This is a genomic window from Pseudomonas sp., assembly GCF_030147005.1.
Classification (GTDB): Bacteria; Pseudomonadota; Gammaproteobacteria; order Pseudomonadales; family Pseudomonadaceae; genus Aquipseudomonas.
The window spans coordinates 41,501-61,235 of sequence record NZ_JASLAW010000165.1 but is presented as its reverse complement, the minus strand read 5'-3'; the positions used below and the strand labels follow the sequence as shown (position 1 = coordinate 61,235).

Sequence of the window (19,735 nt, the reverse complement as noted above, 5' to 3'; positions counted from 1 at the left end):
TTCGCTCCACTTAAATGCGTTCCATCTTGGGTAACCATACGCGAATCAACGAGAACAGACGGTCCAGATCAATGGGTTTGGCCAGGTAATCGTTGGAGCCTGCCGCCAGGCAACGCTCCTGGTCATCTTTCATGGCCTTGGCCGTGACGGCGATGATCGGCAGCTTTTTCCAGCGCGGGTCCTGACGGATCAGGGCGGTCGCTTCGTAGCCGTCCATCTCCGGCATCATCACGTCCATCAGCACCAGATCGATATCGTCGACCTCATTGAGCTTGTCGATGGCTTCACGGCCGTTGCGCCCGATCACCACCACGGCGCCTTTATGTTCCAGGGCACTGGTCAGGGCAAAAATGTTGCGTACATCGTCATCCACCAACAGGATCTTGCGCCCTTCGAACACCTTGTCACGGCTGCGCGCGGTCTTGAGCATCTTCTGGCGGTCATGGGACAGCTGGGATTCGACTTTGTGCAGAAAGAGTGTGACTTCATCGAGCAGGCGCTCCGGAGAGCGGGCGCCCTTGATGATGATCGAGCGCGAATACTTGCGCAGTTCGGCCTCTTCGTCCCGTGTGAGGTTGCGCCCGGTGTAGACGATCACCGGCGGGAACGAGCAGATATCCTCGGTGGCCATGCGCTTGAGCAGCTCGTTGCCGAGCATGTCCGGCAGCTTGAGGTCGATGATCATGCAGTCGTAGACGTTGGTGCGCAGCAGGTCCAGCGCAGCCTGGGCGTAGCCGACGTCTGTGATTTCGATGTCATCGTCACCGATCAGGCGGGCAATGCTGTCGCGCTGCAGGTCGTCATCTTCCACCAGCAGCACGCGTTTGACCTTTTGCGTCAGCTTGGCTTCCAGGCGCGCGAACACGTCCTTGAGCTCTTCACGGGTGGTGGGTTTTACCGCGTAACCGATGGCGCCCATGTGCATGGCGGCTTCGACGCGGTCTTCCACGGAAATCACATGCACCGGGATGTGCCGGGTACTGGCGTGCGCTTTGAGACGCTGCAGCACCGTCAGCCCGGAATGATCCGGCAGGCGCATGTCCAGCAGGATCGCATCAGGGATGAACGCTTCGGCGAGGCTGTAGCCTTCGTCGGCACCGTGGGCGACCAGGCAGTTGTAGCCCAGCTCATGGGCCAGGTCGAAGAGGATGCGGGCAAAATTCGGTTCATCTTCCACCACCAGGATGCAGCGCGTGGCGAATGGCGCTTTGTCACGGTCATCGGCAAAGCGTGGGATCTGCTCGGCGTCGGCCACCGGCAGCGGCAAAGCCTTGACTGGCTCGGGCGCCGGTACCGCCACGGCTTGGCGTGGCGGCTCGATCGGCGCGGCATCTTCGGCACGTTCGACGTACTGTTCCGGCAATACCAGGGTGAAAACGCTGCCCTTGCCCGGTTCACTGGTCACGCTGATGTAGCCACCCAGCAAGGTCGCCAGGTCACGGGAAATCGACAGGCCCAGACCGGTACCGCCGTAACGGCGATTGGTGGTGCCATCCGCCTGGCGGAAGGCTTCGAAGATGCTTTCCTGTTGATCCTGTGCGATACCGATGCCCGAGTCGCGCACGGTAAAGGCAATGCCCTCCCCCGGCGCGCGGGACACCGACAGGCTGACTTGGCCCTGTTCGGTGAACTTGATGGCGTTGGACAGCAGGTTCTTGAGGATCTGCTCCAGACGCTGGCGATCGGTGAACAGCAGTGACGGTGAGCCTTCCAGCATCTCGATCTGGAAGCCCAGATTGCGATCCTTGGCCAGCGGCTCGAACATGCCGCGCAGGCCATCCACCAGGCGCTCGACGCTGGAATTTTCCGGGCGTACTTCCAACTTGCCGGCTTCTACCTTGGAAATATCCAGGATGTCGTTGATCAGGTTGAGCAGGTCATTGCCGGCCGAATAGATCGACTCGGCAAATTTGACTTGTTCGGCACTGAGGTTTTCCTGGGGGTTCTCGGCCAACAATTTGGCCAGAATCAGCGAACTGTTCAGCGGCGTGCGCAGCTCGTGGGACATGTTGGCGAGGAATTCGGATTTGTACTTGCTGGAGCGCTGCAGCTCATCGGCGCGGTCTTCCAGTTCCAGCTGAACCTTGTTGAGTTCGACATTCTTGCGGTCCATGGCGTCGCGCTGTTCGGCCAGGGTCTGGGTCTGTTCGGCCAGTTGCTCGTTGGTCTGCTCAAGCTCGGCCTGCTGGGTTTCCAGGTGCGCCTGGGACTCCTTGAGGATACGTGACTGTTCCTCCAGCTCTTCGTTGGCGGTCTTGAGTTCTTCCTGCTGCACTTGCAGCTCTTCGTTGAGCTGCTGGGTCTCGGCCAGTACTTCCTGCAGACGCTGACGATAACGCGCGGCCTCTATGGAGGTGCCGATGTTGCCGGCGATCAACTCCAGCAGCTCGACATCGCGCTCTTCCAGCGGGCGCAGGAAACCCAGTTCGATCACGCCATTGACACGGTCGTCGTCGCTGGTCGGCACCACCAGTACGCTGCGGGGGGCGCCCTCGCCGAGCCCCGAGCTGACCTTGAAGTAATCCACCGGCACGTCGTCCAGACGGATCAGGCGGTCGAGTTGGGCGGCCTGCCCCACAATGCCTTCGTCGCTGTAGATCGCTTGTTCCAGCTGCGCCTGTTCGCGGGAGAAGCCATACGTGGCCACCCGGCGCAGGCCGCCGTGTTCTTCGCGCACATACAACGCCGCAACAGCGGACCCCATGTATTGAGCAAAGAATTGCAGGATGTTGCGGCCCAACAGGTTCAAGGTCAGTTGGCCCAGCACTTGTTCGGCCAGTTCAGTTTGGCCGTTGCGCAGCCAGGCCTGGCGCTCCAGGCGTTGCGCGATCTTCTGTTGTGACGCGAGGTTTGCGCTGTAGCTGCTTGAAAGTGCGAGTAAATTTTTTCTTCCCACATAGGCCAGAAAGCCACTGAGCCCGAGTACGAACGCCAGGTACAGCGAAACGCTGATCACCGTGGTGCGGGTCACTTCGTCATTGCGGGCAATGCGGAACTGCTGCTCCATCGCGACCGCGTCGTCGTATTCCTTGCGGATCTCGTCGGTCAGGCGCTTGCCTCGGCCCGCTTTGACGGCGCCACGGTAATCGCCGCTGCTGCGCTGCAGCTCAATCATCGACTGCGAGTACTTGTTCCATTCCACCTGCAGCGCTTCGAGGCGCTTGAGGCGGTCGACCTGCTGTGGGTTGTCGGCCACCAGTTCCTGCAAGTTGCGCAGGTCGGCAATGATGCGCGGCTTGGCCACTTCATAAGGGTCGAGGAAATGTTCGTCGCCGGTAATCAGGAAGCCGCGCATGCCGGTTTCCAGGTCGACCGTCAGTTTGGACGACTCATTGAGGTTGTTGAGCACCCGGTCGGTGTGCTCCACCCACCGGATCACCGACAGCAGGTAGGTGATCAGCACAACGAAAAATACCGCGCTGAGCACACCCACGCCCAATGGCAGGGCCACGTTACGGCTCAGGAGTTTACGGAAGCTCTTTTCATCAACTGACGACGCGGGAGTCATGGGCATGCCTTGGCCAAGTGCGGAAAAACCGGGAGTTTGCCCCAAAGTGACGACCAAAACCATTTTTCTGCAATCGTTTTGTACAGATTCCTACAACAGAACAGGCTATTCTGCCTGGATGTTTGCATCGCATTGTTTTAAGGCAATGGGAACTTGTGGACGGCCGCTGCTTACTCAAGTAGATGCCTGTCAGAATCGCCAGCGCTAAAACCTCGTCTTTTTCAGGAAAGCCTTCTATGCCCGCAGTTACCTCCACCATCCTTGTTGTCGAAGACGACGCTATCGTGCGCATGCTGATCGTCGATGTGCTTGAGGAGTTGGAGTTCAATGTACTCGAGGCCGCAGATGCCGAAGAGGCGCTGAGATTCGTCAAAACCGAAGACACGGTGATCGACCTGTTGATGACCGACGTCGGCCTGCCTGATATGGACGGTAAGCAACTGGCCGCCAAAGTGCGCGAGTTGCGCCCTGCCTTGCCCATCCTGTTCGCCAGCGGCTATGCCGAGAACATGGACGTGCCCGCCGGTATGCAGGTGATTGGCAAGCCATTCTCGATCGATCAGCTGCGCGATAAAGTCAAATCGATGTTGCCCAAGTAATCCATTGTCCTTTCGCGGGTTTTAACGTGACGTTCGGGAAATAAAACAGGAAACTCATCGCCTTAATCTCCCCCCGTCAGTCAAAGAACTCTGGAAGGACGCAACAACATGATTGGACAACCTGCGCGCCTGGTGTTGGCGAGCCTCTCGATACTCCTGAGCACCGGCGCCTGGGCCGACTTCACGGCAACCCCGACTGAAGCCCGCGCTATCGCCAAGGAAGCCTATCTATACGGCTACCCCGTGGTGCAGATGTACAAGACGCTCTACACCCAGGCCGTTGATAAAGGCGGTGCCAACTACAAGGCCGCGTTCAATCACCTGGGCAACACCGCGCAGGTCTTCACCCCCAAGGACACTGCGTTCGCCACACCGAACTCGGACACGCCCTACTCCTTTGTCTGGATGGACCTGCGCAAGGAACCCCTGGTACTGACCCTGCCCAGGATCGAAGACAACCGCTACTACTCGGTGCAGTTGATCGACCTCTATACCCAGAACATCGCCTACCTGGGCACGCGCAGCACCGGCAATAACGGCGGTCACTACATGATTGCAGGTCCCGACTGGAAGGGTCAGCAGCCGGTCGACATCGACCGCGTGGTCTACAGCGAAAGCAATATCGCCTATGCGCTGTACCGCACACAGCTGTTCGATGAAAAAGACCTGGGCAAGGTCAAGCAAATCCAGAGCGGCTACAAGGTGCAGCCGCTGAGCAGCTACGTGAAACAAGCGGCACCGGCCAACGTGCCGAAGATCGAATGGCCCAAGCCGACGGCGAACATGAGCGACAGCCCGCAAGTGTTCCGCTACTTGAACTTCATGCTGGCCTTTGCTGCGCCGCAGGACAGTGAAAAAGACCTTCTGGCACGCTTCGCCAAAATCGGCATCGCCCCCGGCGCGCCCTTCAAGCTGAACCAGCTGAGCGCCGAACAGCGCAAAGCGTTGGAAGATGGGATTGCCGACGGCAAGGCTGAATTCGCCACCTTCAAGAAAGACAAGATCGACACCCATCAAGTCTCCAGCGGGGAGCTGTACGGTAGCCGTGACCGCCTGAAAAACAATTACCTGTATCGGTATGCCGGCGCCAACGTGGGTATTTTCGGCAACTCTACCGACGAAGCCGCCTACTTCACCTACTTCGATGACAGCGAAGGCAAACCGGCCAACGGCGCACGCCGCAGCTACACCGTACACTTTGCCAAGGACCAGCTGCCGCCGGCCGATGCGTTCTGGTCGCTGACGATGTACGACGCCAAGACCAAACTGCTGGTGCCCAACCACAAGAAACGCTACCTGATCAGCTCGCGCATGTTGCCTGGCCTCAAGCGGGACGCCGACGGTGGCCTGACCCTGGCGCTGCAGCACCATGAGCCGCCCAAGGCCGAACAGAGCAACTGGCTGCCCGCTCCGACCGGGCCGTTCTTCGCAGTGTTGCGTATTTACTTGCCCAAGCCTGAAGTCACTAACGGCCAATGGACGTTGCCACCCCTGACGCCGCTCAAGTAATACCGCCGGGAATGAATGCGCGGCGGGTGAAGGCTGACATCGGCCTCCCGCCGCGCCTTGCAGGCGCCTGTGCTATTTGAGCTTCAGGTACGACTGATGCAGGTCGGACGCCCACCCATCGATGACGCTTTTTACATCATCAGCCTTCATGACCTGGGTGTCGTTTGCCAACGACTTTCCGGTGCCTTTGCGCACCACTTGGGCAATCACTTGTCCGTTGGCGCCATCGAGGAACTGCGCCTCCGTGGCCAAGGTGGTGTCCTGGTCACGAATTCCGGTGCCGGTACTCACCGCCGCCGCGACCAACGCAACAGGAATGAATTCGTAAGGCTTGAGACCTTGGGTTCTGCTGCCGACGGCCGTAATCGCCGCGCGCACCACCATCACCCCAGGGCCCGGACCATTGGCCAGCGGCAGTGATTTGCCCATTTCGCGCTTGAGCGCCTGGTGGTAATAGTCGTTGATGCCGCGCAGGGTGTTGTCTGGAATCCGGGAGGTGGCTTGAGGCTTGGGGTAGAACTGCGTGGGTTCGATGTACACCGCGCGGTAGCGGTCAAGGTTCAGTTTGGGATCGATCCAGCGCATCACTTCGGCCCCGGAAGGTGACCTGGCTTCCTTAAGGCGGCTGTAGTCCGACAGAAAGCCCGAATATTCATCCGGTTGCGTGACCTTGCTGGCGCAACCCGCCGCCATGCCGATCGAGGCAATGCACAGCGTGCTGACCATAAGCCTGATTTTCATCATTGCAGCTCCCCATCGATAGATTGAGCTGTAGGTATAGCCAATCCTGGGAAACCAGGGCGCCTATTTAGCCTTGAGCCATCGGGAGCCGAAGCCTCAGGTTGTCGTGCTGCGTTGAAACAGACTTTACCTGCGACGTCGACCCGGCGATGACTTAGCGTGTTCTACAGCGAGCGCAGGCGCCATAGCGTGATGGCGACAACGGGGCTCCATCCGGCGTTCGAGGTGTGTTTTTGAAGACAGATGTACTGCTTATTCTCGTATTCCACCCCATCACCCACTTCATAAGAGTGGCTGTTGGGGCTCCAGGCCGGGTACTCGGGCTCGGGCGGTACGATGATCTCCCCTTCAGTACGTTGATCCAGCCGATTACTGGCAGATGACCTGCGGCCTTCGGCATCCACAGCCACCACGGTGTAGCTATAGAGTGTGCCCTCCTGAAGACCCTCATCGACAAAACTCAACGCTGTCGTGCGTGTGATCCTCTCTGTTGCGCGAAATAACTCATAGTTGAGGTCAGCGCCTCCCGTTCCAGGCTGCAACCAACTCAGCGCGATGGAGGTTTTGGTCACCTCCAGCGCATGTAGTTGCCGGGGTGCCGAAGGTCCAGGTACACCGCCACCGCCATGGATCAAGCTCTTGTAGGAGGTCAGGAACCCCCAGTTGTAGTCAACCCCGTGCTTGTCTTTCCCGGCGTCCCAGTCTACGGACCAGGTCATCAGCCCCTTGATGGATAGGCCCTCGTCGTCCAGACGTTTGAAGGCGTTATAGGTGTCCTGGGGGGAAATGACAAATCCGGTGGCGGCCGCATTGGTGTTGGCAGGAAGGCCAATCACGAACTTTTGCGGCGGGATATGAATGAATCCACGCGACCCCGTTACGATCGAGTGCGTCAGGTAGTAGAGGAAGTCTTCCTTGCGCGCGTCATCATTCTGCCCCAGCCAGGAGGGGTCCAGTTCCGGTACAGAGACTCCATCGCCGCCCTGGTTATAGTATTGGGGCGCGATAAAGTCATAGACGCCCTCCAGCCCGACGATATAGGGCGCGTATTCGCGGCCCAGGTTCAAGTAGGGAAACTCCGGCGCCATGCTGATGATGAAATGCAGGCCTGATTTTTCATAATGCTCGCGCACCAGCTTGAGCGCCAAGGGGATCACTGTCCGATTGTCCCCCGCAGTAATGGCCGCCTGCTCAAGGTCGATGTCCAATCCATCGAACCCATATGACTCGACCAGGCGAATGATTTCGTTCGCCAGCGCGTGTTCCTGGCCCGCATACAACACAATTTCGGCGTCCGCTCCACCTAAGGAGATCAGGACCGCCCGCCCCTCTTTGTTGAGCACACCCACCTGCCGCCGGAACTCCGCATCGCTGTAGCCTGCAGGCGAGAAGGTAGGAATTCCATGGCCCTTCATAAATGCCACGGCCACTACGTTGTACTCCTTCGGCACCGCCTCCAATGGCATATTGGTCGACTGGCCGAATTGATATCCGTTGCCGGGCTCAGACGGCCAGTTGTGCCAGAAACCCATTAAAATCCTCTTGCCCTCGATACTCGGCATCAAGGATGCATCGTCTCGCGGCGACTTTGGTGCGGGGAATTTGAACGGTTTCATGGCGGTCTCCTCGGCGAAATAAGTCCGAGGAGTAAATATCAGAATGGAATCGGCGAATACTGTCAGGATTCACGGGTGGATAGATGATCAGTAATGCGCTGTGTCGAGTTCTCAGCCGCGTTCGCGGGGGATCAGGCTCTGCAACTGCGCAGCCAGGAAATTGGCGTCGAAGCCGAAGGTGTCAGGGTCCTTCAGGCCATTGGTCTTCTTCCAGCGCCAATCGTTATTGTCCGCGGGCAGTACCAGCGATACGCTGCCGTGCCGGGCCGCGGTCAAGCCCATTACCGCCACGCAAATATAACCGTCCGCCCCCATCACGTCCGGTACGAACTCCACGTTTTTACCGGTGATCAGCACCGTCAACTTTTCGGTCTTGAAGGTCGAGGTTTCCACCGGCACGCTTGGGCCACTGGCGACATAGGCTTGCCGGCGCACCTCCAGCAAACCGGCGCTCTTGACCGGCTCCAGCCACTGCTCGATCTGATCGAACAACTCGCCAAGCTTGCGTGCCCAACGCGTGGACTGCACATCGAATTGCTGTTTTTTATGCGCTTCGCTCTCGGCGTAATGACGAAGCATCTCGCCCAGTTGCTGTACATCGTCCATGCGGAATTCCTTGAGTGAGCCAGGTTGCGAACCCCGATCATGGCAGATGCGGCGGTTTGGCGTACGGGTTAAAGGTGATTGCGAATCAGCGCGGCACCTGTCGGCGGATCAACCCAAGCCCCCCGGGCTGAACTGCTCCGGTGAATTGGCCGGCAACTGCTTGTGACTAACGTGCTTTGGGTGGTTAAGGTGAAGCCATATTCCTTTGTCCGGAGCATCGCATGCGCACCATCGGCCTTATCGGCGGCATGAGCTGGGAGTCCAGTAGCGAGTATTACCGCATCATCAACCAGTGCGTACGCGACCAGCTCGGCCCGCTGCGTTCGGCGCCGCTGTTGATGTACAGCGTGGACTTCGGCCCGGTGGAACAAGCCCAGCACGCCGGGCGTTGGGACGATGCCGCGCTGATCCTGGAAGACGCCGCGCGCCGTTTGCAGGCCGGCGGCGCCGAGTGTGTGGTGTTGTGTACCAACACCATGCATCGGGTGGCGCCGCAGATTGAGGCGGCGGTGGCGATTCCCTTCCTGCATATCGCCGATGCGGCTGCGGCTGCCGCCCTGCAGGCTGGCACGCTCACCGTGGGTTTACTGGGCACTGCATTCACCATGGAACAGGATTTCCTCACGTCCCGTCTGGTTGCTCAGGGCCTTACCGTGCTGGTACCGAACGCGGATGAACGCAAGGAGGTGCACCGGATCATTTATGAGGAGTTGTGTGTGGGGGTGATCAGCGCCGAATCACGCGCCATTTACCAACGGGTGATCGAGTCCCTGGCCGCGCGCGGCGCCCAGGCGGTGATCCTTGGTTGTACGGAAATCAGCCTGCTGATAAAACCCGAGCACAGCGGCCTGCCGCTGCTGGACACCACCGAGCTGCATGCGCGGGCTGCGGTGGCGTTTGCGCTGGAGGATTAAACCGGCTTGCGCAGGCGCGCCATGCTCAGGGTGTCGACGAACACACCGTCACGCAGGGCGTAATCGCGCAAGCGGCCTTCGACTTCGAAGCCGAATTTACGATACAGGTTGTGCGCCGCCTCGTTGTCGGCGAACACCGTGAGTTCCACCCGGCGCAGGTTCATCCAGTTGTCGGCCACGTCCAGCGCGGCCGTCAGCAGCTTCGAACCGATGCCCTTGCCTTGCCACGCCGTCGCCACCCCCATGCCGAACGATCCCACATGCGCCTGGCGCACACGCATGTACTGCTCCAGCCCCAATTGGCCCACCACTTCGCCGCCGTGCAGCGCCACCAGTTGCAGTCGGCGTTCGTTATCCATCACCAGGCGCTTGCGCCACGCTTCCACCGACTGGAAAGGCATCTGCAGCACCTGTCGGCACACCGCTGGCTCGTTATAGAGCGCCGTGACGCCCTCAAGGTGGGCCTCGGTGAAGCGCTGGATCACGATATGGGGTTCGGGTGTGTGCATTGTGCTTCATCCTTTGAAAGACAAGTGACCGCCCAGTGTAGGAGCAAAGGCGTCGTTCTGACGAGCCCGTAACTTTCCCGCATGCCAAGCGGCTGGGTTGAGCCGGGCGCGAGGCTTTATTGATCGAATCGCAGGCTCCATCAGCTCTGTCAGAAGTTGCCGACCGAATAACCTATACGGTCCTACATCCAAGGCGCGGTTTACTTGCAAAACTCTGGTGCGTCCAACCATGCACCGGGTGTCTGTCAATTGATAAAACAACGAACGCTATCAGTCTGCTTTTATGTCGCGGTGTTATTGGTGGGGAGCGCTTGCGCTACGCAGCAAGCGCCGCAGTGGGGTATCCGCTGGCTGCCCAATTGCGAGAGTCGGCCCTTCGACGGCCTGGATCCGGAGGTCGTCGCCAGAACTCAATGCGGCATCGTCACCGTGCCGATGGACCACATGAACCCCAGGCTCGGTAGTCTCAAGCTGGATATCACCCGGGTTTCCGCGCGGCTTCCCGATGAGCGTGAGGGTGCGCTCTTTACCAATCCGGGCGGGCCCGGCGCCGAGGCCGACGGGTTCACCGTACTCCTGGCGTCCATTTGGAAGGGCTACGCTGAGCAGCCGCAAGGCGAGGCCTACCGGCACCTGGTCAACCGCTATGATGTGATCGGTATTACACCGCGAGGGATGGGCAGCTCGCCGGAATCGCAACTGGTTTGCCAATCCGAAGAAACGATTATTGCGCAAAACGATATTACGGAAGATCGCAGCCCGGCCAACCTTCAGGCTATCCGGAATAACGCCGGCGTACTGGCCCGAGCCTGTGCCAGCCAGCGCCTGGCGCCTTATATCAATACCGAGCAAACGGCGCGGGACATGGAGTGGGTGCGTGTACAGCTCAATGAAAGCACGCTCAATTATTTCGGCAACTCGTACGGCACATGGCTGGGTGCCTGGTACGCCGGGTTGTTTCCAAAGCAGGTCGGGCGCATGGTGCTGGACTCGAGCACAGACTGGACCGCTACATTCCAGGACGCCTCCCTGGTTCAAGCGCCTGAAAAGGAACGCGTCTTCGCGCGCTTCGTTGCCCGGCACGCCGCCAGCGATCCGCAGGCTTATCAAATGGGCAGCGACCCGAAGGCCATAGGCGCGATTTTTCTCGGCCTGCTGCCTCAGGTCCGGGTGGCTTTGCGCTCGGATAACGAGTTTTACAGCAATGTTCACTACTTGATGGCGGCACGCGCGCTCAGCGCGTGGCTGAGTGAATCGCCCGACCTGCATGACGCCGCGTTGCTGGCCAAGGCCCAAGCCTACCAATTCAGCCCCAACGCGGGCGTAGACGCCTCGACGAAAAACGCTTTTACGCACCTCCTCAGCGCCATGCGTCACCCGGCCCCGTGGAATGGATTGGCACTCGGCCCCTTGAAGCTAACGCCTCGGGAGTCGGTGCGCAGCACCGTGTTATGCAACGACACAGCGGCTGCGGACGAAGCATTCTGGACCGAAATGGAAAACCAGTACGCCATTGAGTTTCCGGTGGGCGGCAGTTTCTTCCCGGCGAGGCATTGCGCGGGTTGGAGCGGCAAACAGCTTGACGGCGTACCGCAGCGCAAGCTGGCGCTGGTGAACAGTCTCGTGATGGTTCAGGCCGAGTATGACGACCAAACGCCGGCGGCAGGCGCGCTCAAGGCGCTGAAAAGTTTGCCGACCGCGCATATGACACTGCTCAAGGGCGCCTATCAACATGGCGTTTCCTTTGCCGGATTCAATGCCTGCGTGAACCAAAATGTGGGGAACTACCTGGCGTTTGGCCGCACACCAGAGCGCTTCACGATCTGTTATGAATCGCCCTGATCACGTGGTCAGCCGCTGAGCGCTGCCTGCCACAGGCGGGCGATATCCGCCGCCCGCTCACGCAACAATCGCGGCGCCTCGCTGCACGCCTGTTCCAGGCTCATCGGCCCCGATGGCAACGCGAACGCTGCATCCACGCCGTGGGCGTACATCTGCTCATAGCCGTCGCCCAGGGTGCCGGCGATCACGACCACCGGGACGTTGTGGTGGCGGGCGATACGTGCCACGCCAAATGGGGTTTTACCGCGCAACGTCTGGGCGTCGAAGCGGCCTTCGCCGGTGATGACCAGGTCGGCGCCGCGCACGGCGGCGTCAAGGCCGACCAGTTCGGCCACCACGTCAACACCGGCGCGAAACTGTGCGCCGAGGAATGCCTTGGCGGCGAACCCCAAGCCGCCGGCGGCGCCGCTGCCGGGTTCGTCACGCACGTCCCTGGGCAGTACCTTGGCGCAGTGGTCGGCAAAGTGGCCGAGGGCGGCGTCCAGCTGTTGAACCTGTTCGGGGCTGGCGCCTTTTTGCGGGCCGAAAATCGCCGAGGCGCCATGGGGACCGCACAGCGGGTTATTCACATCCGCCGCGATTTCAAAGCAGACCCGCGCCAGTCGAGGGTCGAGGTGTTCCAGGCTGATACGCGCCAGGCCGCTCAGGGCCAGACCTCCGGGTACCAACAGCTGGTCCTGGGCATCGAACAGCTGCACACCGAGCGCTTGCATCGCGCCCGCGCCGCCATCGTTGGTGGCGCTGCCGCCAATCGCCAGGATAATCCGCCGGGCGCCTAGATCCAGGGCGGCGCGGATCAGCTCCCCGGTGCCGAAAGTGCTGCTGGAGCAGGCATCGCGCTGGCCCGGTGCGATCAGTTGCAGGCCACTGGCCTCGGCCATTTCAATGATCGCGGTGTGGCTGTCGGCCAACCACCCCCAATGGGCCTGCACCGCACCGCCCAGCGGCCCCTGCACGGTTTGGCTGCGCAATTGGCCATTACACGCGGCGAGCACTGCCTCGACCGTACCTTCACCGCCGTCCGCCATCGGGCACTGCACCAGCTGTGCGTCCGGCCAGACCTGAGCCAGCCCTTGCGCGATGGCCCGAGCGACCCCTTCGGCACTCAGGCTGTCCTTGAACGAGTCGGGGGCGATGATGATTTTCATGGGCGTTCTCCGGTTTTTATAACGCCCATGCTGCCAGTTGGCACCGCTGATGACGCCGGTCCGATGCACAAGTGCGGGTGAGGTTTGTTGTTCATTTTTACAACACCTGGGGCAACAGCTGTACGCCCAGGTACAGCGCAAGCATGCCGTCCAGGGTCAGCGGGTCGACGCCGCTCAATTCGGCAATCCTGTCCATGCGGTAGCGCAGGCTGTTGCGGTGAATGCCCAGTGCATCGGCACAGGCCTGGCTTTGGCCGTCGTGCTCGCACCAACCGCGCAGCGTGGCCAGTAATTGGCCGTTGCTGTCCTTGGCCAGCACTTTACGCAAGGGGTTGAGCAGCTCGTCCAAGGCATCGTCGTTGCGATGGCGCCAGAGCATGACCGGCAGACGATAGCGGTTGAGGACCAACAGGCGCGAGTGCGGCAGGATATCGCGACCGTAGGCCAGCAAGTCACCGACGCGGCGATAGCAACGGCGCAAGCCGGCCAACCCCTGCGCCTGCCCGCCGACAGCGACCCGCAGGATATTCCAGCCCAGGCCATCGAGCTTTTCCAGCAGGCGCGGATTGTCGACCTGCACGGCGGCGGGGCGACACCACAGCAGGGAAAACTGCGCTGAACTCACGCACCAGCTGTCCGGGTAACGCGACATCAGCCAGGCGCTCAAGGTTTCGGCCGACTGCCCCGCGCCCAGTTCGAACAGGTACGGCGTGCGCGCCAGTTGCGGCTTGAGGCCCAGTTGTTGCGCCTCGTCGACCAGGCGCGGCGAGTCGCCGCTGTCGGCCAGCAGCAATGCCAACAGGTCGTCACAGCGCTGGCGCCGCCATTGCTGCTCGACCTGCTGGTGGCGGTGGCTGACCAGCATCTCGGCGGTCATGCGCACCAGTTCGGCATAGGTGCGCAGCCCTTCCGGTTCACCGGTGATACCCAATACGCCGATCAGGCGTTGGTCATGCATCAGCGGCAAGTTGATGCCAGGCAACACGCCCTTGAGGTGCTTGGCGGTCTGCCCATCGATTTCCACCACGCGCCCGTTCGCCAGCACTAACTGCGCGCCTTCGTGGCGGGTGTTGATGCGTTCCGGCTCGCCGCTGCCGAGGATCAGGCCCTGACTGTCCATGACGTTGACGTTGTAGGGCAGGATCGCCATGGTGCGATCGACAATATCCTGCGCCAGCTCATGATCCAGCTCGAACATGGGGCTAATTTCCTTCGAAAGCGGGTTGGTCACCGGCACAGCGCAAAGCAGGCTTGGCTGTGCGCGAGCACAAAGACAGTCGCCCATCGCGTCGCAGAGACTGTTTGGGCGGTCAACGTTACCCTTGCACCGCGAAAAATCATAATAAAGAGAGACTCCCCATGTCACAGAGCGCCGCTGCAGCACTGGCCACCGATGACGATAAAAACGCCATCTACAAGCGCGTTACCCTGCGCCTGATCCCCTTCATTTTTATCTGCTATCTGTTCAACTACCTTGACCGGGTGAACGTTGGCTTTGCCAAGTTGCAGATGCTCGATGCGTTGAAGTTCAGTGAAACCGTGTACGGCCTGGGTGCCGGAATCTTCTTTATCGGCTACGTGCTGTGTGGCGTGCCGAGCAACCTGGCGCTGACCCGGTTCGGGCCAAGGCGCTGGATTGCGCTGATGATGATCGTGTGGGGTACCCTTTCCACGTGCCTGCTGTTTGTGACCACGCCGACGCATTTCTACACCTTGCGCCTGTTTACCGGCGCCGCCGAGGCGGGCTTCTTTCCCGGCGTGGTGCTGTACCTCTCGCAGTGGTTTCCGACGTTTCGTCGTGGCCGGATCATGGCGCTGTTCATGTCGGCGATTCCGGTATCCGGCTTGCTCGGCAGCCCGTTCTCCGGCTGGATTCTCAACCACTTCGCGGCCGGCCAGGGCGGCCTCGCCGGGTGGCAGTGGATGTTCCTGTTGCAAGGCATCCCCACCGTGATCCTCGGCGCCCTCGCCTACTTCCTGCTCAGCGACAGCTTCGCCAACGCCAAGTGGCTCAAGCCCCACGAACGCACGCTGCTGGAAGCTGACCAGGCCGCCGACCTTGCGAACAAACCGAAGACCACCACCGACTCCCTGGCCGAGGTCTTCAAGAACCCGGCGATCTGGGCGTTCGGGCTGATCTACTTCTGTATCCAGAGCGGCGTCTACGCGATCAACTTCTGGCTGCCGTCGATCATCAAAAACCTGGGTTTCAGCGATAACCTGGTGATTGGCTGGCTGAGTGCGATCCCGTACCTGCTGGCCGCGGTGTTCATGTTGCTGGTGGGCCGCTCCGCCGATTTGCGCAAGGAGCGTCGTTGGCACCTGGTGGTGCCGATGCTGATGGGCGCGATTGGCCTGGTCATCGCCGTGAATTTCGCCACCACCCCGGCTATCGCCATCCTCGGCCTGACCATCGCCACCATGGGCGCCCTCACCGGCCTGCCGATGTTCTGGCCGGTGCCCACCGCCATGCTCAGCGCGGGCGCCGCAGCCGGCGGGCTGGCGTTGATCAACTCCATGGGCCAGATGGCCGGGTTTCTCAGCCCGTACATCGTCGGGTTCGTGAAAGACGCGACGGGGTCCACGGATGTGGCGCTGTACCTGCTGGCGGCGGTGATTATCGGCGGCAGTGTGCTGGCGTTGCGGATGACGCGCACCTTGAAGGTGTAAAACATCCCATGTAGGAGCGAGCGAGCTCGCGAAAAACGTCAACGATATCGCGTGTTCCCCTGGATGCACGCGGTGCCTGTGAGTTTTTCGCGAGCAAGCTCTCTCCTACATTGTTACAACAAGCCGCCGCCGTCGATATCAATCACGGCGCCGGTCATGAAGCCGTTTTCCATCGCCAACACATACCCCGCCGCCACTTCCTGCGCCTGCCCGATGCGCCCGACCGGCAGAGCCCCGCCCGCCTTGGCAAACATTGCCACACGCTGCTCTTCGCCAAGCCCGGCGTACGCCGGTGTGTCGATCACGCCGGGGCTGACCACGTTGACGCGACGCGGCGCCAGTTCCTTGGCCAACTGCTTGGCCAACGCTTCGGTGGCTGCGTTGATGCCGGTCTTGATGAACTGCCCCGGCGCCAGTTTGCGCCCCAACTGGCCGGAGGTCAGGCTGATGCTGCCGCGCTCATGCAAAAACGGCAATGCCTGTTGAATAGCGCGCAACGCCCCCCAGAGTTTCACGTTGAAGTTGTCCTGGGCGTCGTCAAGGTCGGTGTCGACCAAGGGTTTGGCGTTGACTGAAGGGCCCGAGGTGAATACCAGATGATCGAAACGCCCCACTGTTTCGAACAGGCGCTGCAACGATGCGCTGTCGCTGACATCCACCGGCTCGCTGCGAATGCCGTTGTGCTGCGCCGAGGTCAAGCGGCGCCCCGCCACCACCACGTTTGCACCGCGCTCGGCCACCGCCTGGGCGACGGCTGCGCCGATGCCGCTGCTGCCACCGATCACGATAATGGTTTTGCCGCTCAGAGACGTCGTCATGGAATTGCCCTGGTAGAGAAAGTGAGCGTTCATCTTCCACGCTTGGTAATCGAAGAAAAATCCGGGTAAAACGACAAGATCTTTAAAGGAATTTTACAAATGAGCTCGATCCTGGATCTGGAAGTGTTCGTGCGCACCGCCGACACGGGCAGCCTGTCTGCCGCCGCGCGTGGGCTTGGCTTGACCCCGGCAGCGGCGAGTATCGCCCTCAAGCGCTTGGAAACCCGCCTCGGCCTGCGCTTGTTCGCCCGGTCCACCCGCAGCATGCGCCTGACGGAGGAAGGCCGGCGTTATCTGGACAGCGTGCGCGTTGCGCTGGCCGCATTGAACGAGGGTGAACAGGCGCTCAAGCAGCAAAGCCAGGGCTTGAGCGGTTTGCTGCAAGTGGCGGCACCCTCGGATTTCGGGCGCAATGTGGTGCTGGGCTGGCTGGACGAATTCAAGGCCGAGCACCCGAACATCCGCCTGCAATTGATGCTCAACGACAGCAACGCCGATTTGTTTCGGGAAACCGTCGACATCGCCCTGCGTTTTGGTGTGCCCCAGGACTCCAGCCTGGTCGCCCTGCCCATCGCACCCGACCACCATCGCGTTGCCTGCGCGAGCCCCGCCTACCTGGCGCGCCACGGCACACCGGAGCATCCAGCGCAGTTGTCAGGGCACAGTGCGTTGCGTTACATGCGCCAAGGCCAAGTCAGCAAGACCTGGCGCTTTCATCAGGGTGCGCAGATTGAAGCGGTCGAGGTCAGCGGTGACTTTCTTAGCGACGACGGCGAAGTTGTGCGCCGTTGGGCATTGGCCGGGCACGGCATCGCCTATAAAGCCCGACTCGATGTGGTGGGCGACCTTGCCGCCGGCCGGCTGGTGGCCTTGTTTGATCAGTGGCAAGGCGAACCGGCGCCGTTCAACCTGATGTGCCCCCACCGCCTGCAAGTATCGGAACGGGTGAAAGTGCTGCAGCGTTTTCTACAGGATCGCTGCCAGACATTGCTGGGTGCATGAACAAACGCGCACAGGGCTTGTTCCAGAGCACTCGTGTCTGGTATTGCATGACACACGTTTGCCTGCCATTAAGGAGCTTTGCATGATTTACCGCACGTTGGGCCAGTCCGGATTGAAGGTCAGCGCACTCACGCTGGGCACCATGATGTTCGGCGAACAGACCAGCACCGAAGACTCGCTGCGCATCATCGACAAGGCCTGGGGCCAAGGCATCAATTTTATCGACACCGCCGACGTCTACACCGGCGGGCGCTCCGAGGAGATCGTCGGCGAGGCCATCGCGCGCAACCGCCAGGACTGGGTGGTGGCTTCGAAGGTGGGGTTCGGCCCGGCGGATGGCGTGCCCAACCGCAATGGGCTGAGCCGCAAGCGTCTGTTCAACGCACTGGATGCCAGCCTGGCCCGCCTGGACACCGACTACCTGGACATTTACTACCTGCACCGCGAGGACCACGACACGCCGCTGGAGGTCACGGTATCGGCGATCGGCGACCTGATTCGCCAGGGCAAAGTCCGCTACTGGGGGTTATCCAACTATCGCGGCTGGCGTATCGCCGAAGTCATCCGCGTGGCCGAGCGCCTGGGTGTTGATAAGCCCATCATCAGTCAGCCGTTGTACAACATCGTCAATCGCCAGGCCGAAGTCGAGCAGATCACCGCCGCTGCCGCCTATGGGCTCGGCGTGGTGCCGTACAGCCCACTGGCGCGTGGCGTGCTCAGCGGCAAGTACGCCCCCGACCTCACACCTGAGCCTGGCAGCCGCGCGGCACGCCAGGACAAACGCATCCTGGAAACCGAGTGGCGCGTGGAATCGCTGCGCATCGCCCAGCAGATCCAGCAATACACCCAGGGCCGTGGCGTGGGAATGGTTGAGTTCGCGATTGCCTGGGTGCTGAACAACGCAGCGGTGAGTTCGGCCATTGTCGGCCCGCGCACCGAGGCGCAATGGGATGCGTATACCGGGGCATTGGCCGTAGAACTCACTGTGCAGGATGAGGCGTTCATAAATTCACTGGTGACGCCGGGGCATTCGTCCACACCGGGGTTCAATGATGTGAGTCACTTCGTCTCGGGCCGGACGGTGCGTGCGTAAGCGTCTCGGGTGAACCTGGAGCACCGGGACATTTTTTCTTGTACTCATTGGCGAGGCTGCGCGGGTGGCTGTCCTGCTGGCATTTGTGGCGGCTGACCCACCGCCATCGCGGCCTCGCTGAAGCTGGACAGCGTCCAGAGTAATAAGTGTAAACCGACCATTTTGATCCATTTCCCGTCTCTTGCCCCAAAACAGCGCACCTGCGCGGCCAAAAGCACCATAATCCTCTTCTTGTTTATCTCAAATCGGCTTTCGCGAGGACAGCGTGTCTAAAGGTGTTGTGTTATCGGTCTCGGCCTCGGTGTTGTTTGCCGTGATGTATTACTTCACGTCTCTGCTCACGCCGCTGAGTGGCCTTGAAATTTTCGGCTGGCGTATGTTGCTGACCGTACCCTGCATGACCGTATTCATGTTGGTTAGCGGCGAATGGCGCCGGGTGTGGGAGTTGCTGCGCATGCTGGTGGCCAGGCCGCGCTTGATAGGCGGCGTGCTGGTATCGTCTGCGCTGCTCGGCGTGCAGTTATGGCTGTTCATGTGGGCACCGCTGAATGGGCGCAGCCTGGACGTGTCGGTGGGGTATTTCCTGTTGCCGCTGACCATGGTGCTGACCGGGCGCCTGGTCTATGGCGAGCAGCTGTCGCGCTTGCAGCAGATCGCCGTGGCGTTTGCCACGCTGGGTGTGCTTAACGAGTTGTACCAGGCCGGCGGTTTCTCATGGGCGACGCTGGTAGTGATCATCGGTTACCCGGTGTATTTCGTGGTCCGTAAATACCTGACCACCGACCATTTGGGTGGCCTGTGGCTGGACATGGCGTTGATGTTGCCGGTGGCCTGGTGGTTTGTGCAAAGCGGCGAACAGGGCTTCGCGGTACTGGATGCGCAGCCGAAGCTGTACGCGTTGATTCCAATGCTGGGCTTGATCAGTGCGTCGGCGCTGGTGAGCTATATCATCGCCAGCCGTTTGCTGGCCTTCAGCCTGTTCGGCCTGCTCAGTTATGTTGAGCCGGTATTGTTGCTCGCAGTGGCGCTATTGCTGGGCGAAGGCATCAAGGGCGGGCAATGGTTGACCTACATCCCGATCTGGCTGGCAGTGATGGTGCTGGTATATGAAGGGTTCAAGCACTTGGTGCGTCAGCGCAAAGCCTGAATCGCAGGCAAAA

The 19,735-nt window shown here is 60.7% G+C and carries 16 protein-coding genes; 8 read left to right on the top strand and 8 right to left on the bottom strand.

Features of this window, described 5'->3' with window-relative positions:
- Positions 1–10 precede the first annotated feature (10 nt).
- A complete protein-coding gene (locus Q1V60_RS15200; RefSeq protein WP_300631748.1) occupies positions 11–3,508 on the bottom strand; it encodes a response regulator in 3,498 nt (1,165 codons plus the stop codon).
- A 236-nt stretch (positions 3,509–3,744) separates the two neighbouring features.
- Between Q1V60_RS15200 and Q1V60_RS15195 the strand changes: the two genes are divergently transcribed.
- Positions 3,745–4,107 (top strand): response regulator, encoded by a 363-nt coding sequence (locus Q1V60_RS15195; protein ID WP_300631746.1) that lies wholly within the window; start codon positions 3,745–3,747, stop codon positions 4,105–4,107.
- 108 nt (positions 4,108–4,215) lie between these two features.
- Positions 4,216–5,616: a DUF1254 domain-containing protein gene (locus Q1V60_RS15190; RefSeq protein WP_300631744.1), complete on the top strand. Its 1,401-nt coding sequence runs from the start codon at positions 4,216–4,218 to the stop codon at positions 5,614–5,616.
- Positions 5,617–5,688: 72 nt separating this feature from the next.
- Here Q1V60_RS15190 and Q1V60_RS15185 read toward each other — a convergent pair whose 3' ends face one another.
- The 3 genes from Q1V60_RS15185 to Q1V60_RS15175 all read right to left on the bottom strand — a co-directional run bounded on the left by Q1V60_RS15185 (position 5,689) and on the right by Q1V60_RS15175 (position 8,579).
- Entirely contained in the window at positions 5,689–6,357 is a 669-nt protein-coding gene (locus Q1V60_RS15185; protein ID WP_300631742.1) for a DUF3313 domain-containing protein, read from the bottom strand.
- Between the two features lie 164 nt (positions 6,358–6,521).
- Positions 6,522–7,973 (bottom strand): glycosyl hydrolase family 18 protein, encoded by a 1,452-nt coding sequence (locus Q1V60_RS15180; RefSeq protein WP_300631740.1) that lies wholly within the window; start codon positions 7,971–7,973, stop codon positions 6,522–6,524.
- 111 nt (positions 7,974–8,084) lie between these two features.
- Positions 8,085–8,579 carry a hypothetical protein gene (locus Q1V60_RS15175; protein WP_300631739.1) on the bottom strand — a complete coding sequence of 165 codons (495 nt, stop codon included), beginning with the start codon at positions 8,577–8,579 and terminating at the stop codon, positions 8,085–8,087.
- Positions 8,580–8,800: 221 nt separating this feature from the next.
- Here Q1V60_RS15175 and Q1V60_RS15170 point away from each other — a divergent pair, with 221 nt between their 5' ends.
- Positions 8,801–9,493 carry an aspartate/glutamate racemase family protein gene (locus Q1V60_RS15170; RefSeq protein ID WP_300631738.1) on the top strand — a complete coding sequence of 231 codons (693 nt, stop codon included), beginning with the start codon at positions 8,801–8,803 and terminating at the stop codon, positions 9,491–9,493.
- Here the strand turns inward: Q1V60_RS15170 and Q1V60_RS15165 are convergent.
- On the bottom strand, positions 9,490–10,002 hold the full coding sequence (locus tag Q1V60_RS15165; protein ID WP_300631736.1) for a GNAT family N-acetyltransferase: 513 nt from the start codon (positions 10,000–10,002) through the stop codon (positions 9,490–9,492). The two genes, Q1V60_RS15170 and Q1V60_RS15165, sit on opposite strands and share 4 nt — an antisense overlap.
- Before the next feature lie 204 nt (positions 10,003–10,206).
- Here Q1V60_RS15165 and Q1V60_RS15160 point away from each other — a divergent pair, with 204 nt between their 5' ends.
- Positions 10,207–11,844 (top strand): alpha/beta fold hydrolase, encoded by a 1,638-nt coding sequence (locus tag Q1V60_RS15160; RefSeq protein ID WP_300631734.1) that lies wholly within the window; start codon positions 10,207–10,209, stop codon positions 11,842–11,844.
- An 8-nt stretch (positions 11,845–11,852) separates the two neighbouring features.
- On the opposite strand, the gene Q1V60_RS15155 is transcribed toward Q1V60_RS15160, so the two are convergent.
- Positions 11,853–12,992, bottom strand: a complete 1,140-nt coding sequence (locus tag Q1V60_RS15155; RefSeq protein WP_300631732.1) for a glycerate kinase — start codon at positions 12,990–12,992, stop codon at positions 11,853–11,855.
- A 97-nt stretch (positions 12,993–13,089) separates the two neighbouring features.
- Positions 13,090–14,190: a sugar diacid recognition domain-containing protein gene (locus Q1V60_RS15150; protein ID WP_300631730.1), complete on the bottom strand. Its 1,101-nt coding sequence runs from the start codon at positions 14,188–14,190 to the stop codon at positions 13,090–13,092.
- Between the two features lie 161 nt (positions 14,191–14,351).
- Between Q1V60_RS15150 and Q1V60_RS15145 the strand changes: the two genes are divergently transcribed.
- Positions 14,352–15,662: an MFS transporter gene (locus Q1V60_RS15145; RefSeq protein ID WP_300631728.1), complete on the top strand. Its 1,311-nt coding sequence runs from the start codon at positions 14,352–14,354 to the stop codon at positions 15,660–15,662.
- A 113-nt stretch (positions 15,663–15,775) separates the two neighbouring features.
- Here Q1V60_RS15145 and Q1V60_RS15140 read toward each other — a convergent pair whose 3' ends face one another.
- On the bottom strand, positions 15,776–16,480 hold the full coding sequence (locus tag Q1V60_RS15140; RefSeq protein WP_300631726.1) for an SDR family oxidoreductase: 705 nt from the start codon (positions 16,478–16,480) through the stop codon (positions 15,776–15,778).
- A 99-nt stretch (positions 16,481–16,579) separates the two neighbouring features.
- On the opposite strand from Q1V60_RS15140, the gene Q1V60_RS15135 reads away from it, so the two are divergent.
- From Q1V60_RS15135 to rarD, 3 genes are all read left to right on the top strand, one after another.
- Entirely contained in the window at positions 16,580–17,482 is a 903-nt protein-coding gene (locus Q1V60_RS15135; RefSeq protein ID WP_300631724.1) for a LysR family transcriptional regulator, read from the top strand.
- A gap of 82 nt (positions 17,483–17,564) precedes the next feature.
- Positions 17,565–18,575 (top strand): aldo/keto reductase, encoded by a 1,011-nt coding sequence (locus tag Q1V60_RS15130; RefSeq protein ID WP_300631722.1) that lies wholly within the window; start codon positions 17,565–17,567, stop codon positions 18,573–18,575.
- Between the two features lie 265 nt (positions 18,576–18,840).
- On the top strand, positions 18,841–19,722 hold the full coding sequence (gene rarD, locus Q1V60_RS15125; RefSeq protein ID WP_300631720.1) for an EamA family transporter RarD: 882 nt from the start codon (positions 18,841–18,843) through the stop codon (positions 19,720–19,722).
- Positions 19,723–19,735 lie beyond the last annotated feature (13 nt).

Coding starts and splice junctions, on each gene's coding strand:
- Q1V60_RS15145 (WP_300631728.1), top strand. CDS start 14,352: ATGTCACAGAGCGCCGCTGCAGCACTGGCCACCGATGACGATAAAAAC.
- Q1V60_RS15155 (WP_300631732.1), bottom strand. CDS start 12,992: ATGAAAATCATCATCGCCCCCGACTCGTTCAAGGACAGCCTGAGTGCC.
- Q1V60_RS15200 (WP_300631748.1), bottom strand. CDS start 3,508: ATGACTCCCGCGTCGTCAGTTGATGAAAAGAGCTTCCGTAAACTCCTG.
- Q1V60_RS15175 (WP_300631739.1), bottom strand. CDS start 8,579: ATGGACGATGTACAGCAACTGGGCGAGATGCTTCGTCATTACGCCGAG.
- Q1V60_RS15195 (WP_300631746.1), top strand. CDS start 3,745: ATGCCCGCAGTTACCTCCACCATCCTTGTTGTCGAAGACGACGCTATC.
- Q1V60_RS15190 (WP_300631744.1), top strand. CDS start 4,216: ATGATTGGACAACCTGCGCGCCTGGTGTTGGCGAGCCTCTCGATACTC.
- Q1V60_RS15135 (WP_300631724.1), top strand. CDS start 16,580: ATGAGCTCGATCCTGGATCTGGAAGTGTTCGTGCGCACCGCCGACACG.
- Q1V60_RS15130 (WP_300631722.1), top strand. CDS start 17,565: ATGATTTACCGCACGTTGGGCCAGTCCGGATTGAAGGTCAGCGCACTC.
- Q1V60_RS15180 (WP_300631740.1), bottom strand. CDS start 7,973: ATGAAACCGTTCAAATTCCCCGCACCAAAGTCGCCGCGAGACGATGCA.
- Q1V60_RS15140 (WP_300631726.1), bottom strand. CDS start 16,480: ATGACGACGTCTCTGAGCGGCAAAACCATTATCGTGATCGGTGGCAGC.
- Q1V60_RS15185 (WP_300631742.1), bottom strand. CDS start 6,357: ATGAAAATCAGGCTTATGGTCAGCACGCTGTGCATTGCCTCGATCGGC.
- Q1V60_RS15150 (WP_300631730.1), bottom strand. CDS start 14,190: ATGTTCGAGCTGGATCATGAGCTGGCGCAGGATATTGTCGATCGCACC.
- Q1V60_RS15170 (WP_300631738.1), top strand. CDS start 8,801: ATGCGCACCATCGGCCTTATCGGCGGCATGAGCTGGGAGTCCAGTAGC.
- Q1V60_RS15165 (WP_300631736.1), bottom strand. CDS start 10,002: ATGCACACACCCGAACCCCATATCGTGATCCAGCGCTTCACCGAGGCC.